Annotated in this window: 21 protein-coding genes; 9 read left to right on the plus strand and 12 right to left on the minus strand. The window is 44.3% G+C overall.

Annotated elements, in window-relative coordinates; genetic code table 11:
• Window positions 1–38: 38 nt before the first annotated feature.
• Window positions 39–527, minus strand: a complete 489-nt coding sequence (locus tag ACOSVP_RS05440) for an N-acetyltransferase family protein (RefSeq protein ID WP_487346474.1) — start codon at window positions 525–527, stop codon at window positions 39–41.
• Window positions 528–710: 183 nt separating this feature from the next.
• Between ACOSVP_RS05440 and codA the strand changes: the two genes are divergently transcribed.
• On the plus strand, window positions 711–1,961 hold the full coding sequence (gene codA, locus ACOSVP_RS05445; RefSeq protein ID WP_487346475.1) for a cytosine deaminase: 1,251 nt from the start codon (window positions 711–713) through the stop codon (window positions 1,959–1,961).
• 54 nt (window positions 1,962–2,015) lie between these two features.
• Here the strand turns inward: codA and ACOSVP_RS05450 are convergent, their stop codons facing one another.
• The 4 genes from ACOSVP_RS05450 to ACOSVP_RS05465 all read right to left on the minus strand — a co-directional run bounded on the left by ACOSVP_RS05450 (window position 2,016) and on the right by ACOSVP_RS05465 (window position 5,717).
• Complete coding sequence (locus tag ACOSVP_RS05450; protein ID WP_487346476.1) at window positions 2,016–2,312, minus strand: addiction module antidote protein; 297 nt, start codon at window positions 2,310–2,312, stop codon at window positions 2,016–2,018.
• Window positions 2,313–2,316: 4 nt separating this feature from the next.
• The gene (locus tag ACOSVP_RS05455) at window positions 2,317–2,625 is read right to left on the minus strand and encodes a type II toxin-antitoxin system RelE/ParE family toxin (RefSeq protein WP_487346477.1); all 309 of its coding nucleotides are present in this window, start codon (window positions 2,623–2,625) and stop codon (window positions 2,317–2,319) included.
• A gap of 199 nt (window positions 2,626–2,824) precedes the next feature.
• Window positions 2,825–3,961, minus strand: a complete 1,137-nt coding sequence (lldD, locus tag ACOSVP_RS05460; RefSeq protein WP_487346478.1) for an FMN-dependent L-lactate dehydrogenase LldD — start codon at window positions 3,959–3,961, stop codon at window positions 2,825–2,827.
• 58 nt (window positions 3,962–4,019) lie between these two features.
• Window positions 4,020–5,717, minus strand: coding sequence for an L-lactate permease (locus tag ACOSVP_RS05465; RefSeq protein ID WP_487346479.1), 1,698 nt, complete (start codon window positions 5,715–5,717; stop codon window positions 4,020–4,022).
• 175 nt (window positions 5,718–5,892) lie between these two features.
• Between ACOSVP_RS05465 and ACOSVP_RS05470 the strand changes: the two genes are divergently transcribed.
• A complete protein-coding gene (locus ACOSVP_RS05470; RefSeq protein ID WP_487346480.1) occupies window positions 5,893–6,792 on the plus strand; it encodes a LysR family transcriptional regulator in 900 nt (299 codons plus the stop codon).
• 141 nt (window positions 6,793–6,933) lie between these two features.
• Window positions 6,934–7,341, plus strand: a complete 408-nt coding sequence (locus ACOSVP_RS05475; protein WP_487346481.1) for a pseudoazurin — start codon at window positions 6,934–6,936, stop codon at window positions 7,339–7,341.
• 110 nt (window positions 7,342–7,451) lie between these two features.
• On the opposite strand, the gene ACOSVP_RS05480 is transcribed toward ACOSVP_RS05475, so the two are convergent.
• The 4 genes from ACOSVP_RS05480 to ACOSVP_RS05495 are packed head-to-tail and all read right to left on the minus strand — an operon-like array spanning window position 7,452 to window position 12,294.
• Window positions 7,452–9,101 carry a glycosyltransferase family 39 protein gene (locus tag ACOSVP_RS05480; protein WP_487346482.1) on the minus strand — a complete coding sequence of 550 codons (1,650 nt, stop codon included), beginning with the start codon at window positions 9,099–9,101 and terminating at the stop codon, window positions 7,452–7,454.
• On the minus strand, window positions 9,098–10,189 hold the full coding sequence (locus ACOSVP_RS05485; protein WP_487346483.1) for a GtrA family protein: 1,092 nt from the start codon (window positions 10,187–10,189) through the stop codon (window positions 9,098–9,100). Before ACOSVP_RS05485 ends, ACOSVP_RS05480 begins: the two co-directional genes overlap by 4 nt.
• A gap of 4 nt (window positions 10,190–10,193) precedes the next feature.
• Complete coding sequence (locus tag ACOSVP_RS05490; protein ID WP_487346484.1) at window positions 10,194–11,126, minus strand: glycosyltransferase family 2 protein; 933 nt, start codon at window positions 11,124–11,126, stop codon at window positions 10,194–10,196.
• Window positions 11,113–12,294: a glycosyltransferase gene (locus ACOSVP_RS05495; protein ID WP_487346485.1), complete on the minus strand. Its 1,182-nt coding sequence runs from the start codon at window positions 12,292–12,294 to the stop codon at window positions 11,113–11,115. Before ACOSVP_RS05495 ends, ACOSVP_RS05490 begins: the two co-directional genes overlap by 14 nt.
• Window positions 12,295–12,502: 208 nt before the next feature.
• On the opposite strand from ACOSVP_RS05495, the gene ACOSVP_RS05500 reads away from it, so the two are divergent.
• Complete coding sequence (locus ACOSVP_RS05500) at window positions 12,503–13,192, plus strand: substrate binding domain-containing protein (RefSeq protein ID WP_487346486.1); 690 nt, start codon at window positions 12,503–12,505, stop codon at window positions 13,190–13,192.
• On the opposite strand, the gene ACOSVP_RS05505 is transcribed toward ACOSVP_RS05500, so the two are convergent.
• Window positions 13,183–16,032: a bifunctional diguanylate cyclase/phosphodiesterase gene (locus tag ACOSVP_RS05505; protein ID WP_487346487.1), complete on the minus strand. Its 2,850-nt coding sequence runs from the start codon at window positions 16,030–16,032 to the stop codon at window positions 13,183–13,185. The two genes, ACOSVP_RS05500 and ACOSVP_RS05505, sit on opposite strands and share 10 nt — an antisense overlap.
• 9 nt (window positions 16,033–16,041) lie before the next feature.
• Entirely contained in the window at window positions 16,042–17,013 is a 972-nt protein-coding gene (locus tag ACOSVP_RS05510; RefSeq protein WP_487346488.1) for a substrate-binding domain-containing protein, read from the minus strand.
• Window positions 17,014–17,238: 225 nt separating this feature from the next.
• Between ACOSVP_RS05510 and ACOSVP_RS05515 the strand changes: the two genes are divergently transcribed.
• The 4 genes from ACOSVP_RS05515 to ACOSVP_RS05530 all read left to right on the plus strand — a co-directional run bounded on the left by ACOSVP_RS05515 (window position 17,239) and on the right by ACOSVP_RS05530 (window position 20,690).
• Window positions 17,239–17,673, plus strand: a complete 435-nt coding sequence (locus ACOSVP_RS05515; protein WP_487346489.1) for a pseudoazurin — start codon at window positions 17,239–17,241, stop codon at window positions 17,671–17,673.
• A gap of 20 nt (window positions 17,674–17,693) precedes the next feature.
• Entirely contained in the window at window positions 17,694–18,320 is a 627-nt protein-coding gene (locus ACOSVP_RS05520) for a uracil-DNA glycosylase family protein (RefSeq protein WP_487346490.1), read from the plus strand.
• A 223-nt stretch (window positions 18,321–18,543) separates the two neighbouring features.
• Window positions 18,544–19,287, plus strand: coding sequence for a substrate-binding periplasmic protein (locus ACOSVP_RS05525; RefSeq protein ID WP_487346491.1), 744 nt, complete (start codon window positions 18,544–18,546; stop codon window positions 19,285–19,287).
• Between the two features lie 32 nt (window positions 19,288–19,319).
• Window positions 19,320–20,690: a GGDEF domain-containing protein gene (locus ACOSVP_RS05530; protein ID WP_487346492.1), complete on the plus strand. Its 1,371-nt coding sequence runs from the start codon at window positions 19,320–19,322 to the stop codon at window positions 20,688–20,690.
• A gap of 46 nt (window positions 20,691–20,736) precedes the next feature.
• Here the strand turns inward: ACOSVP_RS05530 and ACOSVP_RS05535 are convergent, their stop codons facing one another.
• Window positions 20,737–21,318 carry a 3'-5' exonuclease gene (locus ACOSVP_RS05535; protein ID WP_487346493.1) on the minus strand — a complete coding sequence of 194 codons (582 nt, stop codon included), beginning with the start codon at window positions 21,316–21,318 and terminating at the stop codon, window positions 20,737–20,739.
• 167 nt (window positions 21,319–21,485) lie between these two features.
• Between ACOSVP_RS05535 and ACOSVP_RS05540 the strand changes: the two genes are divergently transcribed.
• Window positions 21,486–22,340, plus strand: coding sequence for a PA4780 family RIO1-like protein kinase (locus ACOSVP_RS05540; RefSeq protein ID WP_487346494.1), 855 nt, complete (start codon window positions 21,486–21,488; stop codon window positions 22,338–22,340).
• Window positions 22,341–22,357: the final 17 nt, after the last annotated feature.

Here is a 22,357-nt window from a genome sequence, read left to right on the forward strand (position 1 = left end):
ATGTTCATCTGCCCCTAGAGTTCGTGCCCCCCCTTTGCTTAACCTTCATGTTGAGCAAAGTGCGTCAAGGCTTCACCGACCAGCTGATATCCAAGCCACTCAGATTTTGGCTTCGCGCCAATAGAGTCATAAAATTGAATGGCAGGTTCATTCCAGTCCAGTACTGACCACTCAAAACGGCCACAGTTTTTCGCAACCGCAATCTTTGCCAAGTGCTTGAGTAATGCTTTGCCAGCCCCTACGCCACGGGCTTCTGGAGAGACATACAAATCCTCAAGATACAGGCCATTTCTCCCCTGCCAAGTTGAGTAATTATAAAAAAACACAGCAAAGCCAATCGGCTCCCCGTCCAATTCACAGATCAAGCCACTCACGGTCGAGTCGGGCCCAAATATGGAGGTTTCAATATCTGCCTGCGTAGCTTGAACTTCGTGCTCAGCCTTCTCATACCTTGCTAACGCTTTGACAAAATTTAAAATCAGCCCCGAATCTTCTTTTACCGCATTCCTGATCAATAAATGGCTCACTCCACTCTCCTTCTTTGATGGTCTTGTTTTGTCCATTACAAGACTTTAACAAACACTCGGGCATCATTGTCCTGCTATGTTTGATTTTTTAGCCCATTGCGAGCTAGACAGGAAAAAACGCCATCAATGCTCATCACGGCACTAAAAATGCAGGGACAAATTCAGTGCCACTGAACAACAGGGATGCTTATGAAGATTATCAACGCTCGTTTACGTCACTCAGATGCCTTGTTTACCCTCGAATGCGAACAAGGAGTGTTCACCAATATTCAGCAGCAAGCCGATTCCATCCATGAAGCCTGCGACATCGATGCGAACTACAAATTGGTCTGCGCGCCCTTTGTTGAGCCGCATATACACTTGGATGCGGTACTCACCGCGGGCGAGCCCCGTTGGAACAAAAGCGGCACCTTATTTGAAGGGATTGAATGCTGGGCCGAGCGTAAACAGACGCTCAGCCACGAAGACGTGCAGCGTCGTGTAATGAAAGCGGCTGAGCTATTGATCGGTCATGGCGTGCAACATATCCGTACCCATGTGGACGTCACTGACCCAGAACTGACCGCGTTAAAAGCCATTGTGCCCCTAAAAGAAACCTTAGCGCCCTTCTTGGATTTACAAATTGTCGCCTTTCCCCAAGAAGGCATCTTGTCTTATCCCAATGGCAAAGGCTTGATGGAACAAGCACTAGACATCGGTGCTGATGTCATCGGTGGTATTCCCCACTTTGAATTCACCCGCGAATATGGCGTTGAATCCATGCGTTGGGTGATCGAACTGGCTCAAAAGCACAATAAGCTGGTGGACGTGCACTGCGATGAAATCGACGACGAACAATCCCGTTTCTTAGAAGTGCTCGCCACCGCTGCTTTAGAGAGTGGCTTGGGCAATCGCGTCACCGCCAGCCATACGGTTGCGATGCATTCCTATAATAACGCCTACTGCTCTAAGCTGTTTCGCCTGCTAAAAATGTCCGGCATCAACTTTGTCTCCTGCCCCACGGAAAATACTCATCTACAAGGACGCTTTGATACCTTCCCGAAACGCCGCGGCATTACTCGCGTGAAAGAGCTGCGCGATGCCGGGATCAACGTCGCTCTCGCCCAAGACTCCATTCAAGACCCTTGGTACAGCTTGGGCAATGGCAAACTCCTGCGCCAAGTGGACTTCGCCCTGCACGCCTGCCATATGATGGGCTACGACGACTTTAGCCAAGCCCTCGACTTTATCACCGACAACGGCGCCAAAGTGCTGCATATTCAAGACCACTACGGCATTGAACTTGGCAAGCCTGCCAACTTTATTGTGCTTAACGGCAGTGATGAGGTGGAAGTGATACGCGAGCAAGCAGATGTGCTCTACTCCGTACGTAAGGGCAAGATTATTGTTGAAAGACAGCCCGCTGTATTAAAAGTCGGGCCGAACTTGGAGTGAGGGTTTGGTTCAGGGCACAGTTATGGATGATTTTTTACCTGACCTTAATGAATCTTAATGAGTTGGGGTTACTGGCTCAATCGTTAGTCGACAGTTAAAAACACCAAGCAGCTTGGTGATGGTTTCAAGCTTTGGATTGGCGTTGTTATTTAGTGATTTGTATAAACTAGCTCTGGTCACACCAGCTTGCTTGGCAACATCTGTCATACCTTTAGCTCGCGCTGCAATCGCGAGGCAGTGCAATAGATGATCACTACCGCCATCATGGATTGCTTCAAGTAGAAATGCTTGGATATCTTCGTCTGTTTCTAAGTAATCGGCGATATCAAAAGAAGTTGTTTCTGCTTTCATTGTATCAATCCTCGGAATCTAGAGCGCTAAGCAGTTGTCGAGCTTTCTTAATGTCACGTTTCTGGGTGGATTTGTCTCCACCTGCAAGCAGAATGATTAGCTCACTATTTCGTTCAACAAAGTACACTCGATAACCCGGTGATTTGAAGAACCTTAGCTCCTGCAGATCCCCTGCTAACAATGCGACATCACCAAAATGGCCTTCATGTTCAACCTTGGCCAAGCGATTCAATATCTGCATTTTGCCGCGTATATCTTTTAAGCTTTTCAGCCATTTATCAAAATGATCTGTTTTTCTAATGCTATAAGTCATAAACGAGTCCATTCGTTGTATGCCACACAAATGTATCCTTAAGGATACACACAAAATTATAGATTAATTTTTAAACATAGCAAGACTGAAACAGCTTAATGTCAAGCGGTTAACTGTGTGAGACCTGCTCAACAAGAAAAAGGCTCGCCTCCTAGGAGGCGAGCCTTTTCATTAAGGGGTCAGGGTGGAAAGCTTAGCCTTACGCCATCACCAAAGAATCTCGACTTAGGTCTTTAATGCTATTGGCACCAGTCAGGGTCATGGCAACGCGCATTTCTTTTTCGATCAGGTCGAGTACGTTTTCAACGCCTGCTTGACCCGCGGTCGCCAAGGCATAGACAAAGGCACGACCAAGTAAAGTACAGTCCGCGCCAAGCGCCAACATACGCACCACATCTAGGCCGGTGCGAATACCGGAATCCACGAGGATTTTGATGTCACCTTTTACCGCATCGGCGATCTCTGGCAGCGCCCGAGCAGACGATAATACGCCATCTAACTGACGACCACCATGATTGGAAACGATGATGCCATCAGCGCCAAAACGTACTGCGTCTTTGGCATCTTCGGTATCTAGGATACCTTTGATAATCATCGGACCGTCCCAGAAGTCACGAATCCACTCTAGGTCTTGCCACGAAATCGATGGATCAAAGTTTTTGCCTAACCAACCGATGTAGTCTTCAAGCTTCGTCGGCTCGCCACGGTATGTAGAAATATTACCAAGATCGTGTGGCTTACCGTTGATGCCCACGTCCCACGCCCACGCTGGGTGAGTCATAGCTTGCATAACACGACGCATAGCCGCATTCGGGCCACTCATACCCGAGTGCATATCACGGTAACGCGCCCCTGGAACCGGCATATCCACGGTGAAAACTAGGTTTTTAATGCCTTGGGCTTTAGCACGCTCTAGCACGTTTTTCATAAAACCACGGTCTTTTAGCACATACAGCTGGAACCAAATAGGTTTGCTGACAGCAGCACTCACCTCTTCGATCGGACACACAGATACCGTCGATAAGGTAAACGGAATGCCTTTTTTCTCAGCGGCTTTGGCCGCTTGAACTTCGCCACGACGCGCGTACATGCCGGTTAAGCCCACGGGGGCCAAGGCAATCGGTAAAGACAGCTTTTCGCCAAAGAGTTCAGACTCAAGATTAAGGTCTGACATATTTTTCAAAATGCGCTGACGTAGTGCGATGTCCGCTAGATCATCCATGTTGCGACGCATCGTATGCTCACCGTAAGAGCCACCATCAATGTAATGGAATAGGAATGGCGGCAACTTGGCTTTGGCCGCAGCACGGTAGTCAGTAGAAGCTGAAATAATCATAAAAAGCGCTCCAAGGATATAGCGAGGGCAAGCCCTAGGGCCGCCCTTTTAACAAGAATTAATGAGTGGTCAAAGCGTCAGTCAGATGCAGGCCATAGATCATCACCATGCCTACTACACCTGTCATCACTAGGTAGTACAGGGTTGGTAAAATGGTTTTACGCAGCGTTGCCCCTTCGCGGCCAAGCAGACCCACAGTAGCTGAAGCAGCAACTACGTTGTGAATGGCAATCATATTGCCCGCTGCCGCGCCCACTGCTTGCAATGCGATAACGGCCGCACTCGAAACGCTTAACGCCTGCGCCACTTCAAACTGGAATTGGCTGAACATCATGTTAGACACTGTGTTTGAACCGGCAATAAAGGCCCCCAATGCACCGATGGTGGCACTGATCGCTGGGAATGCATCGCCGAAAAGTCCAGCTACCACATTCGCCGTGGTCACTGGCATACTGGCTAGATCCGCTGCGTTGACGCCAGAGTTAATAAAGATTCGTACCATTGGAATGGTGAAAATCAAGACAAAGCCTGCACCCACTAGGGTTTTCGTTGATTCGCCTAGGGCATTTTTAAAGGCATTCATATTTTTGCCTTGCACCAGCGTTGCCACCAACGCCGTGAACACTAGAATACCGCCCGGTAAGTAAAGTGGTGCAAACGATGCGCTGACACCCACTTCACCCAGAATGTCTTTAAAGCCAACGGTAACGCTTAGGAGCAATGCTTTAAATTCAGCGCTGACACGGCTCAACACTAAGACCGCCGCCAACAAAACGTATGGGAACCAAGCCGTGACTAGGCTCATTGGCGCTTTATTTGTTTCCTCTTTAAGGTTCATTTTAAGAGAACCTAACCAGCTATTTGGCCAAGCTTTTTCAGGTTCAAAATCCCATACCGTTTTAGGCACTAGGAAACCTACTTTAGCCGCTGTAACCACCAAAGCCAGACTCACCAAACCACCTACCAATGAAGGGAACTCAGGGCCTAGGAAAATACCTGTCAAAGCGTAAGGCACAGTGAAGGCTAAGCCTGCAAACAAGGCGAATGGCAGAATATTTAAACCTTCGCGCCAGCTACGATTGGCACCAAAGAAGCGCGTTAGCATCACCGCCATTAGCGTTGGAATAAGCGTACCCACCAGCGCATGAACCACGGCAACATTGGTCGTGATTTGTTGTAGGTAGAATTCCCACGTTGCGCCATTGGCCATTAGATCATTACTGATGTTGTGTACATCTAGGCCGTTGTTGACCCCCACGAGGATCGGCGTGCCCACAGCACCAAAGGACACTGGCGTAGATTGAATCATCATGCCGACCATCACCGCCGCCAAGGCAGGGAAACCAATCGCCACCAATAAGGGTGCAGCGATCGCTGCTGGCGTACCAAAGCCTGACGCCCCTTCAATAAAGGAGCCAAAACACCAAGCAATGATGATGGTTTGTACACGACGGTCTGGAGAAATATTGGTAAAGCCGTTGCGGATCGCGGTGATCGCACCGGTATGCTTGAGGGTATTAAGAAGGAAGATGGCACCAAACACGATCCACAAGACCGTTACGGTAATGCCTAAGCCTTGTAGGACAGAAGCGAGAATGCGGTTAGCGGACATTCCCCACGTGGTAAAAGCGATAATCACAGTCAACAAGAGTACGATGGGCATCGCCTTTTTCGCTGGCCAGTTAAATCCCACTAACAGCACGCCCGCCACGACGATAGGGATAAACGCAATAATGGCTAATACGGTCTCACTCATAAAGACTCCTAAAAAGAGATAGTGCGCGCAAAATGGCTACTTTTGAGCAGCAAAACTGCGTGACACGGCACTCTGGTGTGTTTGGTTATTTTTGTAGCGGAGGAATCTAAAGGTTTATCTTTGCTGGATATATGATGATAATTAAAAACATTAATTCCAAAAGTTACATAATAGAATGCAATCAGACGATCTCATCTTATTCTCACAAGTGGTGGAACTGGGCAGTTTTAGCAAAGCAGCTGAGCAAAATGCACTCACTAATTCGGTGGTGAGCAAGCGCATTGCGCGCCTGGAAAAAGCGTTAAATGTTCAGCTGTTATATCGCACCACCCGTAAGCTGACTCTGACCGAAGCAGGCCAAGCCCTGTTTCATAAAGCCAAACAAGTTGCTCTGGCGACACAGGAAGCGACCGACGCGGTGGCGGGCTTTGGTGAGTCGATTCAAGGTCATATCAAAATGTCCGTGCCGACCATCTCTGGCGAGCTACTGCTTGCTGACGCGGTGGCAGAGTTTTGCCAAATGCACCCAGGGTTAAGTGTCGACATGTCGTTGGACAATCAGTTTGTTGACCTAGTAAAAGATGGTTACGACTTGGTGATTCGTACAGGCTACCTAGAAGATTCGAGTTTGATTGCGCGTTATATTTTGGATTCACACTGGATCGTGTGCGCCTCTCCGTCCTACATCAAACGTTATGGCCGTCCTGAAACCCCAGAAGACTTGTTACACCATAATTGCCTGCTGTATTCCTATCAGACCAATGGTGCCAATGAATGGCAATTCAAAGGCAAAGATCAAAATTACACCATCAAGGTCTCCGGCTCATTTGCAAGTGATAACGCTTCAGCCTTACGAAAAGCCGCGCTCGGTGGTCGAGGTATTGCCTATGTGCCCCGTTGCTTGGTGTACCATGAACTAAGAAGCGGTGAGATCATTGACATCCTACCGGAGCAAGTTGGCAAGGTGCTCGGCATCTACGCCGTGTATCCCTTCACCCGCCAACTGCCGAAAAAACTCAAGCTCTTAATCGAACATATCCGCCAGCGTTATCTTTCGATTGGGCATTATTTTTAGCCGCTATAAACCGACAAAAATATGGCTAAAGTCAAAGGCAGAGTTGGTAAAATTCATACTATGCTTACCAACCAATAAATTAACCTAGAGGTCTGATTTAACGTAAAAATCCCCAAGTTACAACGACTTATACTAACCACCGTGCTGGCATTCATCACCACCCTGTCCTTTGCAGCAGAGCACACAGTGAAAATGCTAAATCAAAATGAATGGGGCACCATGGCCTTTGAGCCGAGCTTTCTAGAGGTGGCAGTGGGCGATACCGTGACCTTTGAGCCAACCGACTATAGCCACAACGCGGTCACTATAAAGTACATGATCCCTCGGGGTGCAAACCGCTACCGCGGTCAGATCAACAGTCCTATCAGCATGACCATTAATGAAGCAGGATTTTATGGTATCGAATGTGTCTCTCACCTAACGATGGGCATGGTGATGATTATCCAAGCGGGTGAGGGAGACATTAAAGAATTCACCATTCAAGAAACCCTACCTAAACAAGCAAAACTACGCTTCCATGCGATTAAAGAGTATGCAGCGAGCAAATAAATCTTACTTCTAACAATCTCAAGAAGGCTCGTTGCTTCTAACTCAGAACTAAACAGCTCAAATTCTCGCAGAAATAGGCTACAAAAATTTCCCTTCTAATTACAACATAACTAGGGGGCTAATAGATAAGGCTTTGTCCCATCACTTATCCTAAGCTTAGCCAACTCCGATATAGGGAAAGCCCAGCTAATTTTACATTCCCCTGAATCGACCTCAAGGATGTGTGAGCCAATATCTAATGATAATAATTGTCCAGATGAGAGATTCAGACCATCTAACTTACAATTAGAACCTAAGTCGTTGTTAACTCTATAGATACCTTTTTTCAGTAGATCAAAGGAACGACTTTCCTTAGAAGAGACGCCTAGTGTTAATATTAACGGCGCAATTCTAACGTAGTTATCGTATATTTTTTTAGATTCATTTTTAGAAAGCCAACCTGGTATCCGATAGCTTTCAATAATAAGTACAGGCGCCAGATGAGAAACCTCATCCCATATGCTATAGCTCCCATTTTCGTAGTTAAACATCATAATTCCTGAACTACGCCAATGGTAAGTTGAAGGCCGGTAAAGACCAATCCCTTCAAATGCAAATACCGCCTCATCAATTCCAACATTATCATTTACAAACTCATGCAATACCCTCTGATGCTCCAAAGTATCATTGAATGGATACCTTAACAAAAGAAAAGATGATAAAAAACAAATTGATACAATCCAAAAATGGCCATTAAACCCCTCTATTCTTCCTTTAACACTTATAACCCACTCAACAGAAAAACCTAAAAAAATTGTCAACAATGGAAGAATAAGAATTAGATTGTATGAATAATATTGAGGATTAAGATAAACAGAAAGAAAAGAAGTCATCAAAATCGAACAAAACAATAACAAAACCTTATAACTTACCTTACCCACCTTAAATAAAAAAAACAAAAAACCAAGGAGCAGGAAAGAAGTATAAAAGAAACTCAAAAAACCATAATATAAAAAAACATCCCCATAAAATACTTGAGAAGTAACCACTCCAAACAATGATGACTCTATAAACCAAAGACTAGTAGTTAGATACAACAAAAATAAATCATAACCAAAAACAATTATAAAAATAATATGTGAAAACAATATACCAATAATAATTACACAACCTAACAGGAATGACCTTAAAAAACTCCCCCCTCTAAACACTGAAACCATTAAGTAAAGGCCAGGTACTACACCAATCAGAGCAGCCTTAAACTTAAACAGCATCGCCAGACCAATCAAGAGACCAACAATTAACATTCTCTTAGAGACGTCCCTATCACCACAAAATAAAACAACAAATATTTGCATCCATAAGAGCGATATAAAAGGATCGGGTCTTAAATCAAGTCCTCTTACATACATTGCTGAAGAGGTAGCGAGTAGGATCACACTAAAAAATGAAACATCTGATGAGAAAATAATTCTTAGTAATTTATATACCCTATTAAAAATTAAAGCCAACACTAATAAAACAATAAAACGATATACGAATATTATTTCAAAGCTTTCCCCAAATATAGAATAGAGAGGACTCATTAAGTCAAACAAAAGACTATAACTATCTACATGATAGTCCTCCAATGGAACAAAATCTTTACTCAACAACCAACTCGAATAAAGCGACATATAATCATCATTAATGACTGGCGCACGAAATACATTTAAAAAATATATAGAAAACAGTCCTGAAAGTGTAAAAAACCTCCAACTAAAATAAAGTCTACTTTTCACAACTTCTCCAAAAAAAAGATAACTTTAGTTTTGAGAAAATTAGGCCACCCCCCCTCAACCCGCTTAACTATTGGAATTAAAAATCCCGGTATGAAATTATAAAAAAAACTAGGCATAGAGAGAATTTCTTTTGAATCAATTACCTTAAAGCCATTAGCTACTGATAGATCATGAATACTTTCATAGGAGTTTGTATAAATACATCCCCCAAGCTTTTTAGAGAACATTGAGGTCCACTTCCTCGGAGACCACCTTAGTGTATCCATAACTAGATATCCACCAGGTTTAAGAATACGATTAAACTCCTTTAAGACTGCGTCTTGATTATCGCTATGAAACAAAAAACGACATGATAAAATCACATCAAAGAAGCAAGCTTCATAATTTGTTCTGTAGATATCCTGCTTTGATAAACAAGCGATATAACTTGAATGATTCTCATCACAAACCGTTAGCATTTTTTCAGAGGCATCGGCCGCATAAATTGACTGACACTTTAGGTCTCTGAGCATTGGAAGCATTCGGCCTGTACCTGTAGGAATATCTAGAACTCTTTCATAGCATGCTGAGTTACGTTCCAGAAATGACATAAAGACTTGCTTTTCGCATTCATGTACATATTTTCCTCCCGAATTAGAAAATCTCAGTTGGTCGTACTTTTCAACAACGTCAGAGTCATTGTAAAAATTAACTTTTTCCTGTTTATTATTCGCCATATAACTCCCCACAAGATCATTAAAAACTAGAAAACCACTTACAAAGTACATAATTGGAAAGCGAAGAACCACTACTAAAACCTGAGCTAATAATGGATTTATCAACAACTTTCCAGAGAGTATCTCAAGCACAAACAGGCCAAAAAATAAGCCTATTATGTTTAATATAAAAAACCTAAAGAAGACTATCCGGCTAGTTTTTAAACTGAAGGTATACTTACTATTTAAACTATAGCTAATTATCACACCCATACAGTATGAAATAACCGAAGCGATCAAAAAGTCAACCTCAATCAAAACAAGCAATAAAAAAACAGTATAGCTAATTAAAGTATTTGCAACACCAACCATTCCAAATTTAAGAAATTTCATATTATCATTCTAGGTTTCGAGTCGAACGAATAATGTAATCAGGTCTAGCTTGACCTTGCTCATATATTCGCCCAACATAAGATCCTAAAAGCGCCATAAAGAACAAAAGTATCCCAGAAAAAAACACCTGAAAGAATATAATTGAAGTCCAGCCATCTACCACTGTACCAAATATAAACTTACTCACCAATGCTTTTAGAAGATACCCAAGCCCTAACAACCACATTAAAGTCGAGATAATAAACATTAAACGGATAGGGAAACGGGAGAAATTGATCATACCATCCGTAGCTAAGTTGACCATTTTCGCCATAGTATACTTAGTCTCACCAGAAAACCTACCTTGTCGCTCGTATTTAACTACAGCTTGTTCAAAGCCTATAATTGCAAAAATACCACGAAGATATTTATGTTTTTCTCTATAACGAACAATGACTTCCCTGACATCTTTTGTGAATGCTCGAAAATCTGCACAATCCTCTATCAGTTTTGCAGATGATGTTAGAGATAAAATTTTATAATAAGCTTTCGCCGTTATTTTTTTAAATAAGGTTTCTTCTTTTCGAGCTATTCTCTGCCCATGTACGATTTGATAACCTTGATTAATTTTATTAAGAAATTCAGTTAGCAATTCAGGGGGATCTTGTAGATCAATATCGATCGTTATGTTTATATCTCCACTAGCAGCTTCAATACCTGCAAACAAAGCCATTTGATGACCAACATTTGCTGCTAGGTGTACAACCTTAAGTCGTTCATCTTTTCTCGCAATATCATCAAGTATTTCTGCACTTTTATCTTGACTCCCATCATTCACAACAACAAACTCGAATTGATATTCAGGGTATATTTCAGAAATATTTGATACACGAGACCAATATTCATAAATCACACTTTCTTCATTAAAGCATGGGCTGATATAACTAATTTTTTTCATTATTTCCCCCTAGTACTTGTCTATAACCTTCTAAGAAATGCTCTAATGTATGACTTTCAAGAAATCGTTTATATTGATTGTTGGACATATTATAAATCGCCTTATCAGACCATGCTTTCTCTATATTGATCGCACTTCTCTCAACATCATCAAGATAGATTTCAATCGCATTAAAAGGGAAAGAAACCAAAGATTCCAAGGCCTCAAAATAAGGAATAGCAACAGGTAAGCCCGCAGCCATGGCTTCGACAATAAGATTTGGTTGTAAGCTTGTGCCAACAAAGGTTTTCAAAGGTAGAACAATCATATCAACCTTAACCATTTCATCATAAACATTTATTTCATTCTTAAACTCTACAATTCCTTCCAAATCATTTTCAATAACTTTCCTTCTAACATATTCATCATCACCGAATCCACTTAGACAAAGAGTCAATTTAAATGAAACCTCGTTCCTTTTATATAGTGTACTAGTTATATCTAGCAAAACATCAACCCCTTTGGATGCTTTACTATGACCAATATAAATCAACCTCAGATCTTTACCATAAAGCCTTTCTGGCTTTAAGTTAATCGAACTAAAAACACCATTATTTACAAAAAACACATTGCGTGGTGACCAATAATCAATTTGTTTTTTTTGATATTCGTTATGAACTATTATTGAATGAAAACTACCAGTCAAATACTTATACATAAATGAACTAAGAAATGAATTAAAAAAAATCAAATGAAAATACTTTTTAAAATTCCTTAGGTAAAATTTAAAATTCCCTTTTAACTCTTTCGAGCTCAAATATGCCTGCCAGATAGAAACACGCGTAACTTTCCTCGCAGATGATTTCAAAAACAAAAAAACCACTAACAGCTCGATAGGAGTTGCAATATGAACATTAATCCCATCATATAGATTTAAATCATGTTTTTTGTTAATTATTCGACAAATTTTAATCAAGTTAATGAGAGCTTCAAATAAAGAGTGATAATTGCTATGTTCTCTAAAATATACTTGTTGAAGTTCAGATTCAGTAGAGAACTGGACTGGGGTAACCGTCGTTACAATATCTCCACTTGCAACTAACCCCTCCGCTAAAAGCGTGAAGTTTTTGCTAATAGCCTCCTTCCTATTCTCCCGAAACCTTGCTATTGCCAACAGAAACGAACTCATACAACATCCTAAATTACGCGGCTATTAACTCAATAGTTAGATACTCTCTTTTCAGCTAACTATATACCTTACAGTTACTATAGCTATAGCCCAGTTGAATCGCTACTAATCGGCTAGACACGTTTTTGTTAGACGAAATGAATGAATTAAAAGAGATTTACAAGCAAAGTCCCTTCAGAACAAATCAAAATTTTAAAAGGTTAAGTAAGTGGCTCTTGCAGCCCAAGAAGCTACGAACGCCGTCGCAGGCTTTGGTGAGTCGATTCAAGGTCATATCAAAATGTCCGTGCCGACCATCTCTGGTGAGCTACTGCTTGCTGATGCGGTCGCAGAGTTTTGCCAAATGCACCCAGGGCTAAGTGTCGACATGTCGTTGGACAACCAGTTTGTTGACCTAGTAAAAGATGGTTACGACTTGGTGATTCGAACAGGCTACCTCGAAGATTCGAGTTTGATTGCGCGTTATATTTTGGATTCACACTGGATCGTGTGCGCCTCCCCGTCCTACATCAAACGTTATGGCCGTCCTGAAACGCCCGAAGACTTGCTACACCATAATTGCCTGCTGTATTCCTATCAGACCAATGGTGCCAATGAATGGCAGTTCAAAGGCAAAGATCAAAATTACACCATCAAGGTCTCCGGCTCGTTTTCCAGTGATAACGCCTCAGCCCTACGAAAAGCCGCACTCGGTGGCCGAGGCATTGCCTATGTGCCCCGTTGCTTGGTGTACCATGAACTAAGAAGTGGTGAGATCATTGACATCCTACCGGAGCAAGTTGGCAAGGTGCTCGGCATCTACGCCGTGTATCCCTTCACCCGCCAACTGCCGAAAAAACTCAAGCTCTTAATCGAACATATCCGCCAGCGTTATCTTTCGATTGAGCATTATTTTTGAACGTTGCCAATCAGTGGTTGCTGAGCCACCTGCCATCTTTCCAACCATTGCGGCACTTCCTCGGCTCGCATTGGGTAGGCAATGCCGTAACCTTGGGCGTATTCACAGCCAAGTTCTAGCAATAAATCGGCGTATTTCATTTCCTCTAAGCCTTCGGCGATGACTTTTTTGCGGAAGGCTTTGGCCAAACCGACAATCCCCTCTAGGATCAATCGATCGTCGTTTTCGTCGCTCATATGTTTGACAAAACTCTGGTCAATTTTCAGGGTTTTCGCTGGGATATGCTTTAAGTAAGACAGACTCGAATAACCCGTACCAAAGTCATCAATCGAGAACTCTATACCCAGATCATCGCAGTGGTGGATGATCAGCTGCACCTGCTCCATATTTTCCAAAGCGCTGGTTTCTAACACTTCAAATTCAAGGTACTTAGGATCCACATTAGGGTATTCCATCAACACGCTTTCTAGCGCGTCGACAAAATTATTTTGCTGCAGGTGAATGGCCGAGATGTTGACGCTGATCGGTAACTGCAGCTCAGTCGTTTGCCAAGCCGCTAACTGCGCCAAGGCCTGTCGAATGGTCCACTCGCCTATCTCAACCATAAGCGGCTCACCTTCGATATCCGGCAAAAAGATCCCTGGAGGCAATACCCCTTTTTCTGGATGATTCCAGCGCAACAAAGCCTCAAAACCGATCACTTCAGAGGTGCGTAGATTTACTTTCGGTTGGTAGTAGAGTTCAAACTCATGCGCAGCAAGCGCTTCGGATAAGCGGGTAACGTTTTCATGGAAGCCTCGAATCGACCGGTCTTGCTCAGGATCAAAGAAGCGATACACATTTTTACCTGCTAGCTTGGCAGTGTACATGGCTTGGTCTGCTTGACGAATCAGCTGATCGGCGTCGATGTCTTCATCATCTGGGTAAATAGCGACACCGATACTGGAGGTCACCTGGACATCATAGCCGTTCAGCTTGCTGGGTAATGCAATGCAATCGAGCAAATTGTGCAGTGTCTTCTCTAGCATATTGCCTTGTAAAACATCCGGCAGAATAAGAATAAACTCATCCCCACCAATGCGTGCAAAGGTATCCTCACTGCGTAGTAAGCTACTGATTTTATTTGCTAAGTAGATAAGAAGCTGATCACCAACCTCATGCCCATAGGAATCATTTACTTCCTTAAAACCATCTAAGTCTAAAAACAGTAAGGCTAGTTTCTCGCGACGACTTTTCGCGCGCGACATGGCAACACGCAAACGGTCGCGGAATAAAAAGCGATTAGGCAAGCCTGTTAGGCTGTCATAATGTGCAATACGCTCAAGCTGATACTCATGCTCTTTTAAAGAAGTAATATCCGAAAATAACGCCACATAGTGAGTCAGCTCTCCATAGTTATCCTTCACCGCACTGATGGTAATGAGCTCAGGGTAAATATCACCGTTTTTGCGCTTATTCCAAATTTCACCGGTCCATACGCCCTCTGTTCGTAAGGTCTGCCACAACTTATCGTAGAAGCTTTTATCATGACGACCAGACTTCAGCAGGTTCGGCCGCTCACCGATGACTTCCTCTCGACTGTAACCAGTTATCCGAGTAAAGGCATCGTTCACATCGACAATCTTGCCTTCCACATTGGAAATCAAAATGCCTTCGTGTACCTGCTTGTAAACACTCGCCGCAAGCGCCAGTTCCACCTCATTTTGTTTGCGGGCGGTAATGTCCTGATGGGTGCCAAACATGTCGATGGGCTCGCCCTTCTCATTCCATTGAAAAACCTGACCACGATCCAATACCCATATCCAATGGCCATCTTTATGGCGCATACGCGCCTCGCATTCGTAAAACTCGGTTTCCCCATTGAAGTAGGCATTTAGTGCATTCTCAGAATGTTTCGCATCATCGGGGTGTACTAACGACATCCAAGTATCAATAGAGATCGGGTGCAGCTCTTCTCGCGTATAGCCGACCATCCTGGCCCAGCGTTCATTAAAGTGAGTATGCCCAGAAGGAATATGCCAGTACCAAGTTCCAGTTCTGGTGCCATTGATAACGTTTTCTAACTCCAGACGCTCCTGCTTAAGCTTTTCCTGTGCAATGGTAATGGTGTTGACCATATCACTTACCGTATCGGATAAGTCGTCAATCTCACGGTAAGCCGAATCCGGCATAGGCGAGCGAGGAATACCCTCTTCACTCGAGTCGGCAATGACCCTTGCAAAATGGCTCAACGGATTAATCAGTAGATTTTGTAAGAGGAAATACAAGGTCACTAAAAGCAACAGTAGCAAAGCCAGTGTAATGACCAAGGTATTAAAAAACAGCTTTTCAATGTTGCTCTGCAGGGCTTTATCGTTAACGTAGATAAACAAGCGTCCAATCAGCTCTCCGCTGTCCGAAAAGATGTCAGTGACGTTACTATGATATGCTTCAGCCAACACCGCTTGGTCGTCTGCATTGAACACCGAATACTCTCGGCTTTGCACCAAAGACTCTCGAATCCGCCCAGTTATATAATGCTCTTGGCCAACAATATTGGCCATATTAAAGTCATCCAACAAGATGGCTGATAGCGCATAATGGTTAGAGGTCAGAATCTCGCTTTGCACCAGCTTCTGGTATTCATTAATTTGATAGGAGTCGATAAAAGGCGTCAAAATGCGGCTTAGACGGCTCGCACTCTCTTTCGACTGCCCAATGATTTCCATCTCTAACTGTTCTTTCTGAATTTGATAGAAATAGTAAGAATTGGCCATGAAAAGCAGCGACACCAGCAGCATGATGGCACTACTTACGATCACGAACAGCGACTTTTTCTTTGGTGACGACTTAGCGCTCATGAAAAATAACTACTCACTGCTAGAAGTAATGCCCAACACATTACGCTGAATGATGGGTAAAAGCTGATCTAAATTCTGCGCAGACACAGCCAGTACCTCTAACTGCTGTATTTTCTTCACCGTTTCACCTTGCCAATATTGATTTAGCGTCTCTGCCGCTTGGCTGCCCATTAGGAAAGGTTGTTGCATGCCTGAAGCAACTAGCTCCCCTTGACGAATCATGTCGATAAATTCTGGTTCAGCATCAAAGCAAATCAACAGAACCTTGCCGGCCTTACCGCTATCTCGAATCGCGTCCAAAGCAGCTTGATATCGATCCGAGCCTTGCAGCCATAACGCTTTCATCGTGTCATCTTTGGCGATCAAGTCCTTTGCAAAGCGGTAGGTCTCATCATAGGAAAAATCCACCTGTTGGCGGATATCAGAAGTCTTGATGTCAGCTTGGTTGAGGGCTTTTAAAAAGCCTTCGGTACGTAATTGTCCATTCTTACGTTTTTGAGGTATCGCAATAATACCCACACTGCCTTGGTAACGAGGCTCGCTTGTCATGGCCTGTGCCAAAACCTGACCTAATTGATATGCACCGTTAAAATTGTTGGACTCAATATAAGAAACGAACTCCCCCCCTTGGGTACCGATATCAGAGATCACTACAGGGATATTTGCTTGTTCAGCCAATCCTAGAATGGTCACTGCAGCAGAGGAATTGGTGGGAGATAAGACGATACCATCGACACCAGAGCGGATTGCAGCGACAGTATTCTGTAGTTCTAATTTGGCACTGTTTTGTGCCGAGTAAACTTGGATTTCGTAACCCAGCTCTTGGGAATGAAACTGGGCGCCACGCCACATAATCTCCCAAAATGGAATACGCAAGTCTGAGACCAGATAGGCGATTTTCTTATCTGCTGCGTTAGCACTCAACGATACGAGCAATAGAAAAACGCTGGCTAATATGTGCCGACTAAATCGAGTCCACATAAATCTATCCCTATCCTTTTTATTAGCATAATTTCATATAAGCCCATAAGAATAAGCTTTTTTTATAACCAAATCATTGCTAACGCCGAAAATACATGACGCAAGGCATGAAAACATGTGTCATTTCGTAGTGTATCGTTACCTAAGGCAAAGAAATTTTAAAGGGAGGTAATGCTCAAAACACAATATGCTAAGGTAGCAGTTTTACAAAACTTGAGGGCCACCATGTTACAACGACTCCTTCTGACACTCACACTGACCTGCATGACATCAGCCGCCTTAGCAGCAGAGCATACAGTAAAAATGCTGAACCAAAACAAATGGGGCACCATGGCCTTTGAGCCAAGCTTTTTAAAAGTCGAAGTGGGCGATACCGTGACCTTTGAACCGACTGATTATGGCCACAACGCGGTCACTATAAACTACATGATCCCTCGGGGTGCAAACCGCTACCGCGGCCAGATCAACCAACCGATAACCATGACCATCAATGAAACAGGATTCTATGGCGTAGAATGCGCCCCTCACCTAACAATGGGCATGGTGATGATCATCCAAGCGGGTGAGGGAGACATTCAAGAATTCACCATTCCCGAAACCCTGCCTAAACAAGCCAAGCTACGCTTCCATGCGATTAAAGAGTATGCAGCAAATCAATAACGCTTCAGCGGGGTAAGGTCATGGGCAAGGCATCTTTTTCACAGTTACAACACGACATTCAGAATTGCCAGCAATGCGCCGCAGCACTGCCCTTACCTCCTAAACCCATTCTTCAGATACACCCTGATGCACGTCTACTCATTGCAGGACAAGCTCCGGGACGAAAAGCTCATTACGCTGGCCGGCCATTTGATGACCCAAGCGGCGATCGCCTGCGTGATTGGTTAGGACTTAACAAAAGTGAGTTTTACGATGCTCAGCAAGTCGCTATCGTGCCGATGGGATTTTGCTTCCCTGGTAATACCTTTTTCAAAAGCGGCGCTAAAGAGGGGCAAATATCTGGCGATCTACCACCAAGGCCGGAATGCGCTGCTACCTGGCATGAACGTTTGCTCGATCAGTTAACCCAGATCAAGTTGACCATTGTGCTGGGAAGTCATGCCCAAGCGTATTATATGAACCACTCCGGCACGGTAACGGAACAAGTCCAAAGATGGGCCTATTGGTTAGAACAAGGCAAAATCGCACTCCCTCACCCAAGCCCAAGAAATAACCGCTGGCTGAAGCAAAATCCATGGTTTGAAGCCGAAGTCTTGCCAATTTTGAAAGATAAAGTATCGCGCCTACTTAACGCAGCTCATCAATAAGCGAACTTGTGGACATACACACAAATCGTTACACCTTGCCTGCATACCCTTACTAAAAAGCTGTATATTTTCAGAACAGCGAAGGCTACCCTCTGCGACAACTCTACTATTGCAATAAAGCTAATATACATTTAGAAGATAATCGCATAGGGAAATAATCATGCCGTCGCAAACTAAACAAACAAAAAGAGCGCTCTATTCTGGCGTCTTGTTAGCAAGTGTTATGACTCTTTTTTCGACTTCCGCTTCGTCAGATACGCTAAGAATCGCCACTGACGAATGGTGTCCTTACGACTGCATCGCCAGCCAAAACCAAGGCAAGGTGGGTTACTTAGGGGATTTGCTGGTGGAAACCTTGGAAGCAAAAGGACATAAAGTCGAGTTTGTTGAGGTGTCCTATTCCCGTGGACTGCAATTGGTTAGAGAAGGCAAACTTGACGGCACCATGGCCTGCTTCCGTGAAGAAGCCCCCGATTTTGTGTATCCAGACTTTGCCCTAGGTAAAAGCAACAGCACCTTCTTTAGCCAAAAAGACTCAAATTGGAGTTATACCGGCAAAGCATCACTTGAGCAGGCAGCGTTAATTGGCGTCATTAAAGGCTATGACTATGTGGATCCGACGGTGATGGATTATCTAAATCAAAACCCTGAAAACGTGCTCGCCATTACCGGTGAAAAGCCGTTAGAACGCTTGCTGGAAATGCTGATCAATGGCCGCCTCACCGCCGTCATCGAAGATAAAAGCGTCTTAGAATACAAAGCTCAGCAAATGGGGCAAGCCGATCAACTAAAAGTCACTGGAACGACGGATGTGGTGATCGACGTCTACACCAGTTTTTCACCGGAAAACCCTAAATCTGCTGAATACGCGAAAATCGTGTCCGAAGAAACGCTGAAAATGCGCGAAGACGGACGCCTGCAGAAACTGCTCGATCGTTATGGCATTCAAGATTGGCAAGCCCAATAAACTGCCCTCATAAAACAGCCAAGGCTTGTTAAATGCAATCATTGCTAAAGCATTACCGACGATCGATTGCCCTGCACCTACTGCTGGTGATCTTTGGCGTGTACTTTTTGGTGGCCGTTTTGGTCACCGTGGTACAGCTTTATAAAGAGTACGAAAATACCAAAAAAGAATTCTATGATGAGATTCAAACCTTGCCGTCCACCTTCGGTAAGGGAATTTCCGATTCTGTTTGGACTTACAATCAAGAGCTCCTGCAATCGATTCTACAGGGCATGTACAACCTGCCTATCGTAGTCGGCATCAAAGTCAGCTCGATTGACCATAAAATGGATTTTCACATCGGCGCTGTGTTCAATGAACAGCATCAGGTTGAATACTACGACACCAAAGGTCAGCCCACCGAACAAACACTCACAGGCCTGGGTTCACAAGCCCTTTTCGATCACGAGTTCCCGATTTATTACCAAGGACCGGCGTTTGATCAGACGATTCCATTGGGTAGAGTCACACTTTATTCAAATGACCAGCTGGTTTTTGCGCGACTAAAATATGGCTTCATTCTTATCTTAGTTAACTCGATCATCAAAACCTGTATGCTCTGGTTTATTATTTATTTCTTTATTAATAAATACCTTGGTAAACCACTTAAAGAATTCACACTCAAGATCCATCAACAAGACACACAATCACCCAAACCGGTAGATTTAGCGATTAACTGGACGGATGAAAACGAGTTACTCATCCTAAAGGACAGCTATAACCAGATGATTCAGCGAGTGAATAAAAACCAACTCGAATTGATTACGCTAAACCAAGAGCTAGATGAGAAGGTTAAAGTTCGAACGCGAGACCTTGAGCTAGCAAAGGAAAACGCCGAGCGATTAGCCTATACCGACCCACTCACCAAACTCTGTAATCGTCGCGCATTTTTTGATGCTGGGCAGGCATTACTCAACCAAGCGGACACACAACATTGTTCGCTTAGCTTGATCATGATCGATATTGATTACTTCAAACGTCTTAACGACACCTATGGTCACGCTATGGGAGACCAGGCTCTGATCGCCTTTGCAGACGCGCTAAAAAACAGCCTTAGCTCAACCGATATCATCGGCCGTTTAGGTGGCGAAGAATTTGCCGTGATTTTGCCGAATACTGGAGAAGAGGAAGCAGTCCGCATAGCCGAACGTCTCAGACAAACCGTCAGTCAAATCGAGCTTGCACATGAACCATCACCCATTCAGTTTACCGCCAGCATGGGGGTGATTGAAAAACCGCAGGGCAGCGCAACCCTAGACTTGTTACTGGCTCAAGCCGACAAAGCTCTGTATTTTTCAAAGCATCATGGCCGTAATCAAGTCACGGCCTACTCGACACTAACAGAAGCCAATGAGGTCAGATGAAACTAGCCTTAAATTTCATCAGCCTCTAAATACAAGCACCTAACGGCTAAAGCTCTTTGATCTTGTGTTGAATACAAATCGCCGAATGGGCATCGTTGGCCGCATACAGGATTTGGCTTTCACTCAAGGGATACGCGCCCCAATTAGATTTCTGTGCCCCTTTACCCAATCGCGCGTGCAACACCATAGCAACCCCGGCTCTGGCACCAATATCATTCTTTTCGCCCGCTAAGCGCTTCAAAGTCTTGGCTAGGTCTTCTGTATTGACAATGCTGATGCCAAGCTTGCCGCGCAATTCACGGTTATCGTCTTTTAGACCAAAGCCCACTTTTTGAATCTGTGGATTGGCCAAGATTTCTGCTGCCGCCTCAAGCGCCACCGGAAAACGTGTTGGGAATAAAAAGCCCTGCGTCGGTGTCGCCAGTTGGATCAAGGTCGGCCCAGGGCTCACCTCGCCCTTTTTGAAAATCGGTTTGCTTTCCGTGTCATAACCAACGCTCACTTGCTGGCGTAATACAGCCAGTGCCTCTGCCGCGTCATCTTCGTTTTCAATCACCAAAATATCGGCCATGGCTAACCCTTGATAGGTTGGCATTTCATTAATCTGTTCTTTGGTTGGGCGTTGCATCGCGTTGCTCTTTGCTTATCTCTCTTGATTAGGCCCCTTGTTTACGTCATTTACCTTGGCTTGTCGAGAAAGGTTTGTCCACCTTACCCTTGTATATCCCACCAAGGCGTCAGATACTCTGGCGTTAAACACATAAATGCCTATCCCTCAACAACAAAAGGAACGTCATGAAGACCCCGAAAAGGCTACAACCCCTTATTGAAGACGGCTTAATCGATGAAGTACTCAGCCAACTGATGAGCGGTAAAGAAGCGACAGTGTTTATGGTCCGTTGTGGGTCAGAGATTCGTTGCGCCAAGGTTTATAAGGACGCGGGAAAACGCAGCTTCAAACAAGCGGTGCAATACCGTGAAGGCCGCAAAGTACGTAACAGTCGTCAAGCACGTGCCATGGAAAAAGGCTCGAAATACGGCCGTGAAGAGCAAGAGGCCCTATGGCATAACGCCGAAGTCGATGCGCTCTACAAACTGGCCCAAGCCGATGTTCGTGTGCCTAAGCCTTATGGCTGTATTGATGGGGTGCTGCTGATGGAACTGATCACCGACGCAGACGGCGATGTGGCACCTCGTTTAAACGACGTCAAACTCACCCAAGAAGAAGCCCTCACCCAGCACACGCAAATCATCCGCGATGTGGTGCGCATGCTCTGCGCAGGCCTCGTGCATGGTGACTTATCCGAATTTAACGTGCTAGTCGACCAAGATGGTCCTGTGATCATCGACCTCCCTCAAGCGGTCGATGCCGTCGCCAACAACCATGCCGAATGGATGCTCGAGCGTGATATCAACAATATGCGCGATTACTACGGCCAATTCGCACCTGAACTATTAACGACTCAGTACGCCAAAGAAATTTGGGACATCTATGAGTCAGGCAAGCTGACCCCTGATACCGAGTTAACCGGTCACTTTGATGAACCGACTGAAGCCGCCGATGTGGATGCTGTCATGTTAGAGATCCAAGAAGCGCTTAAAGAAGAGCAAGAGAGACTGGCGCGGATCGGGAGTGTTGAGGAGGAGTGATCGTTTCGCCCCAACAA

The organism is Marinomonas sp. HM11-D, from assembly GCF_057626615.1.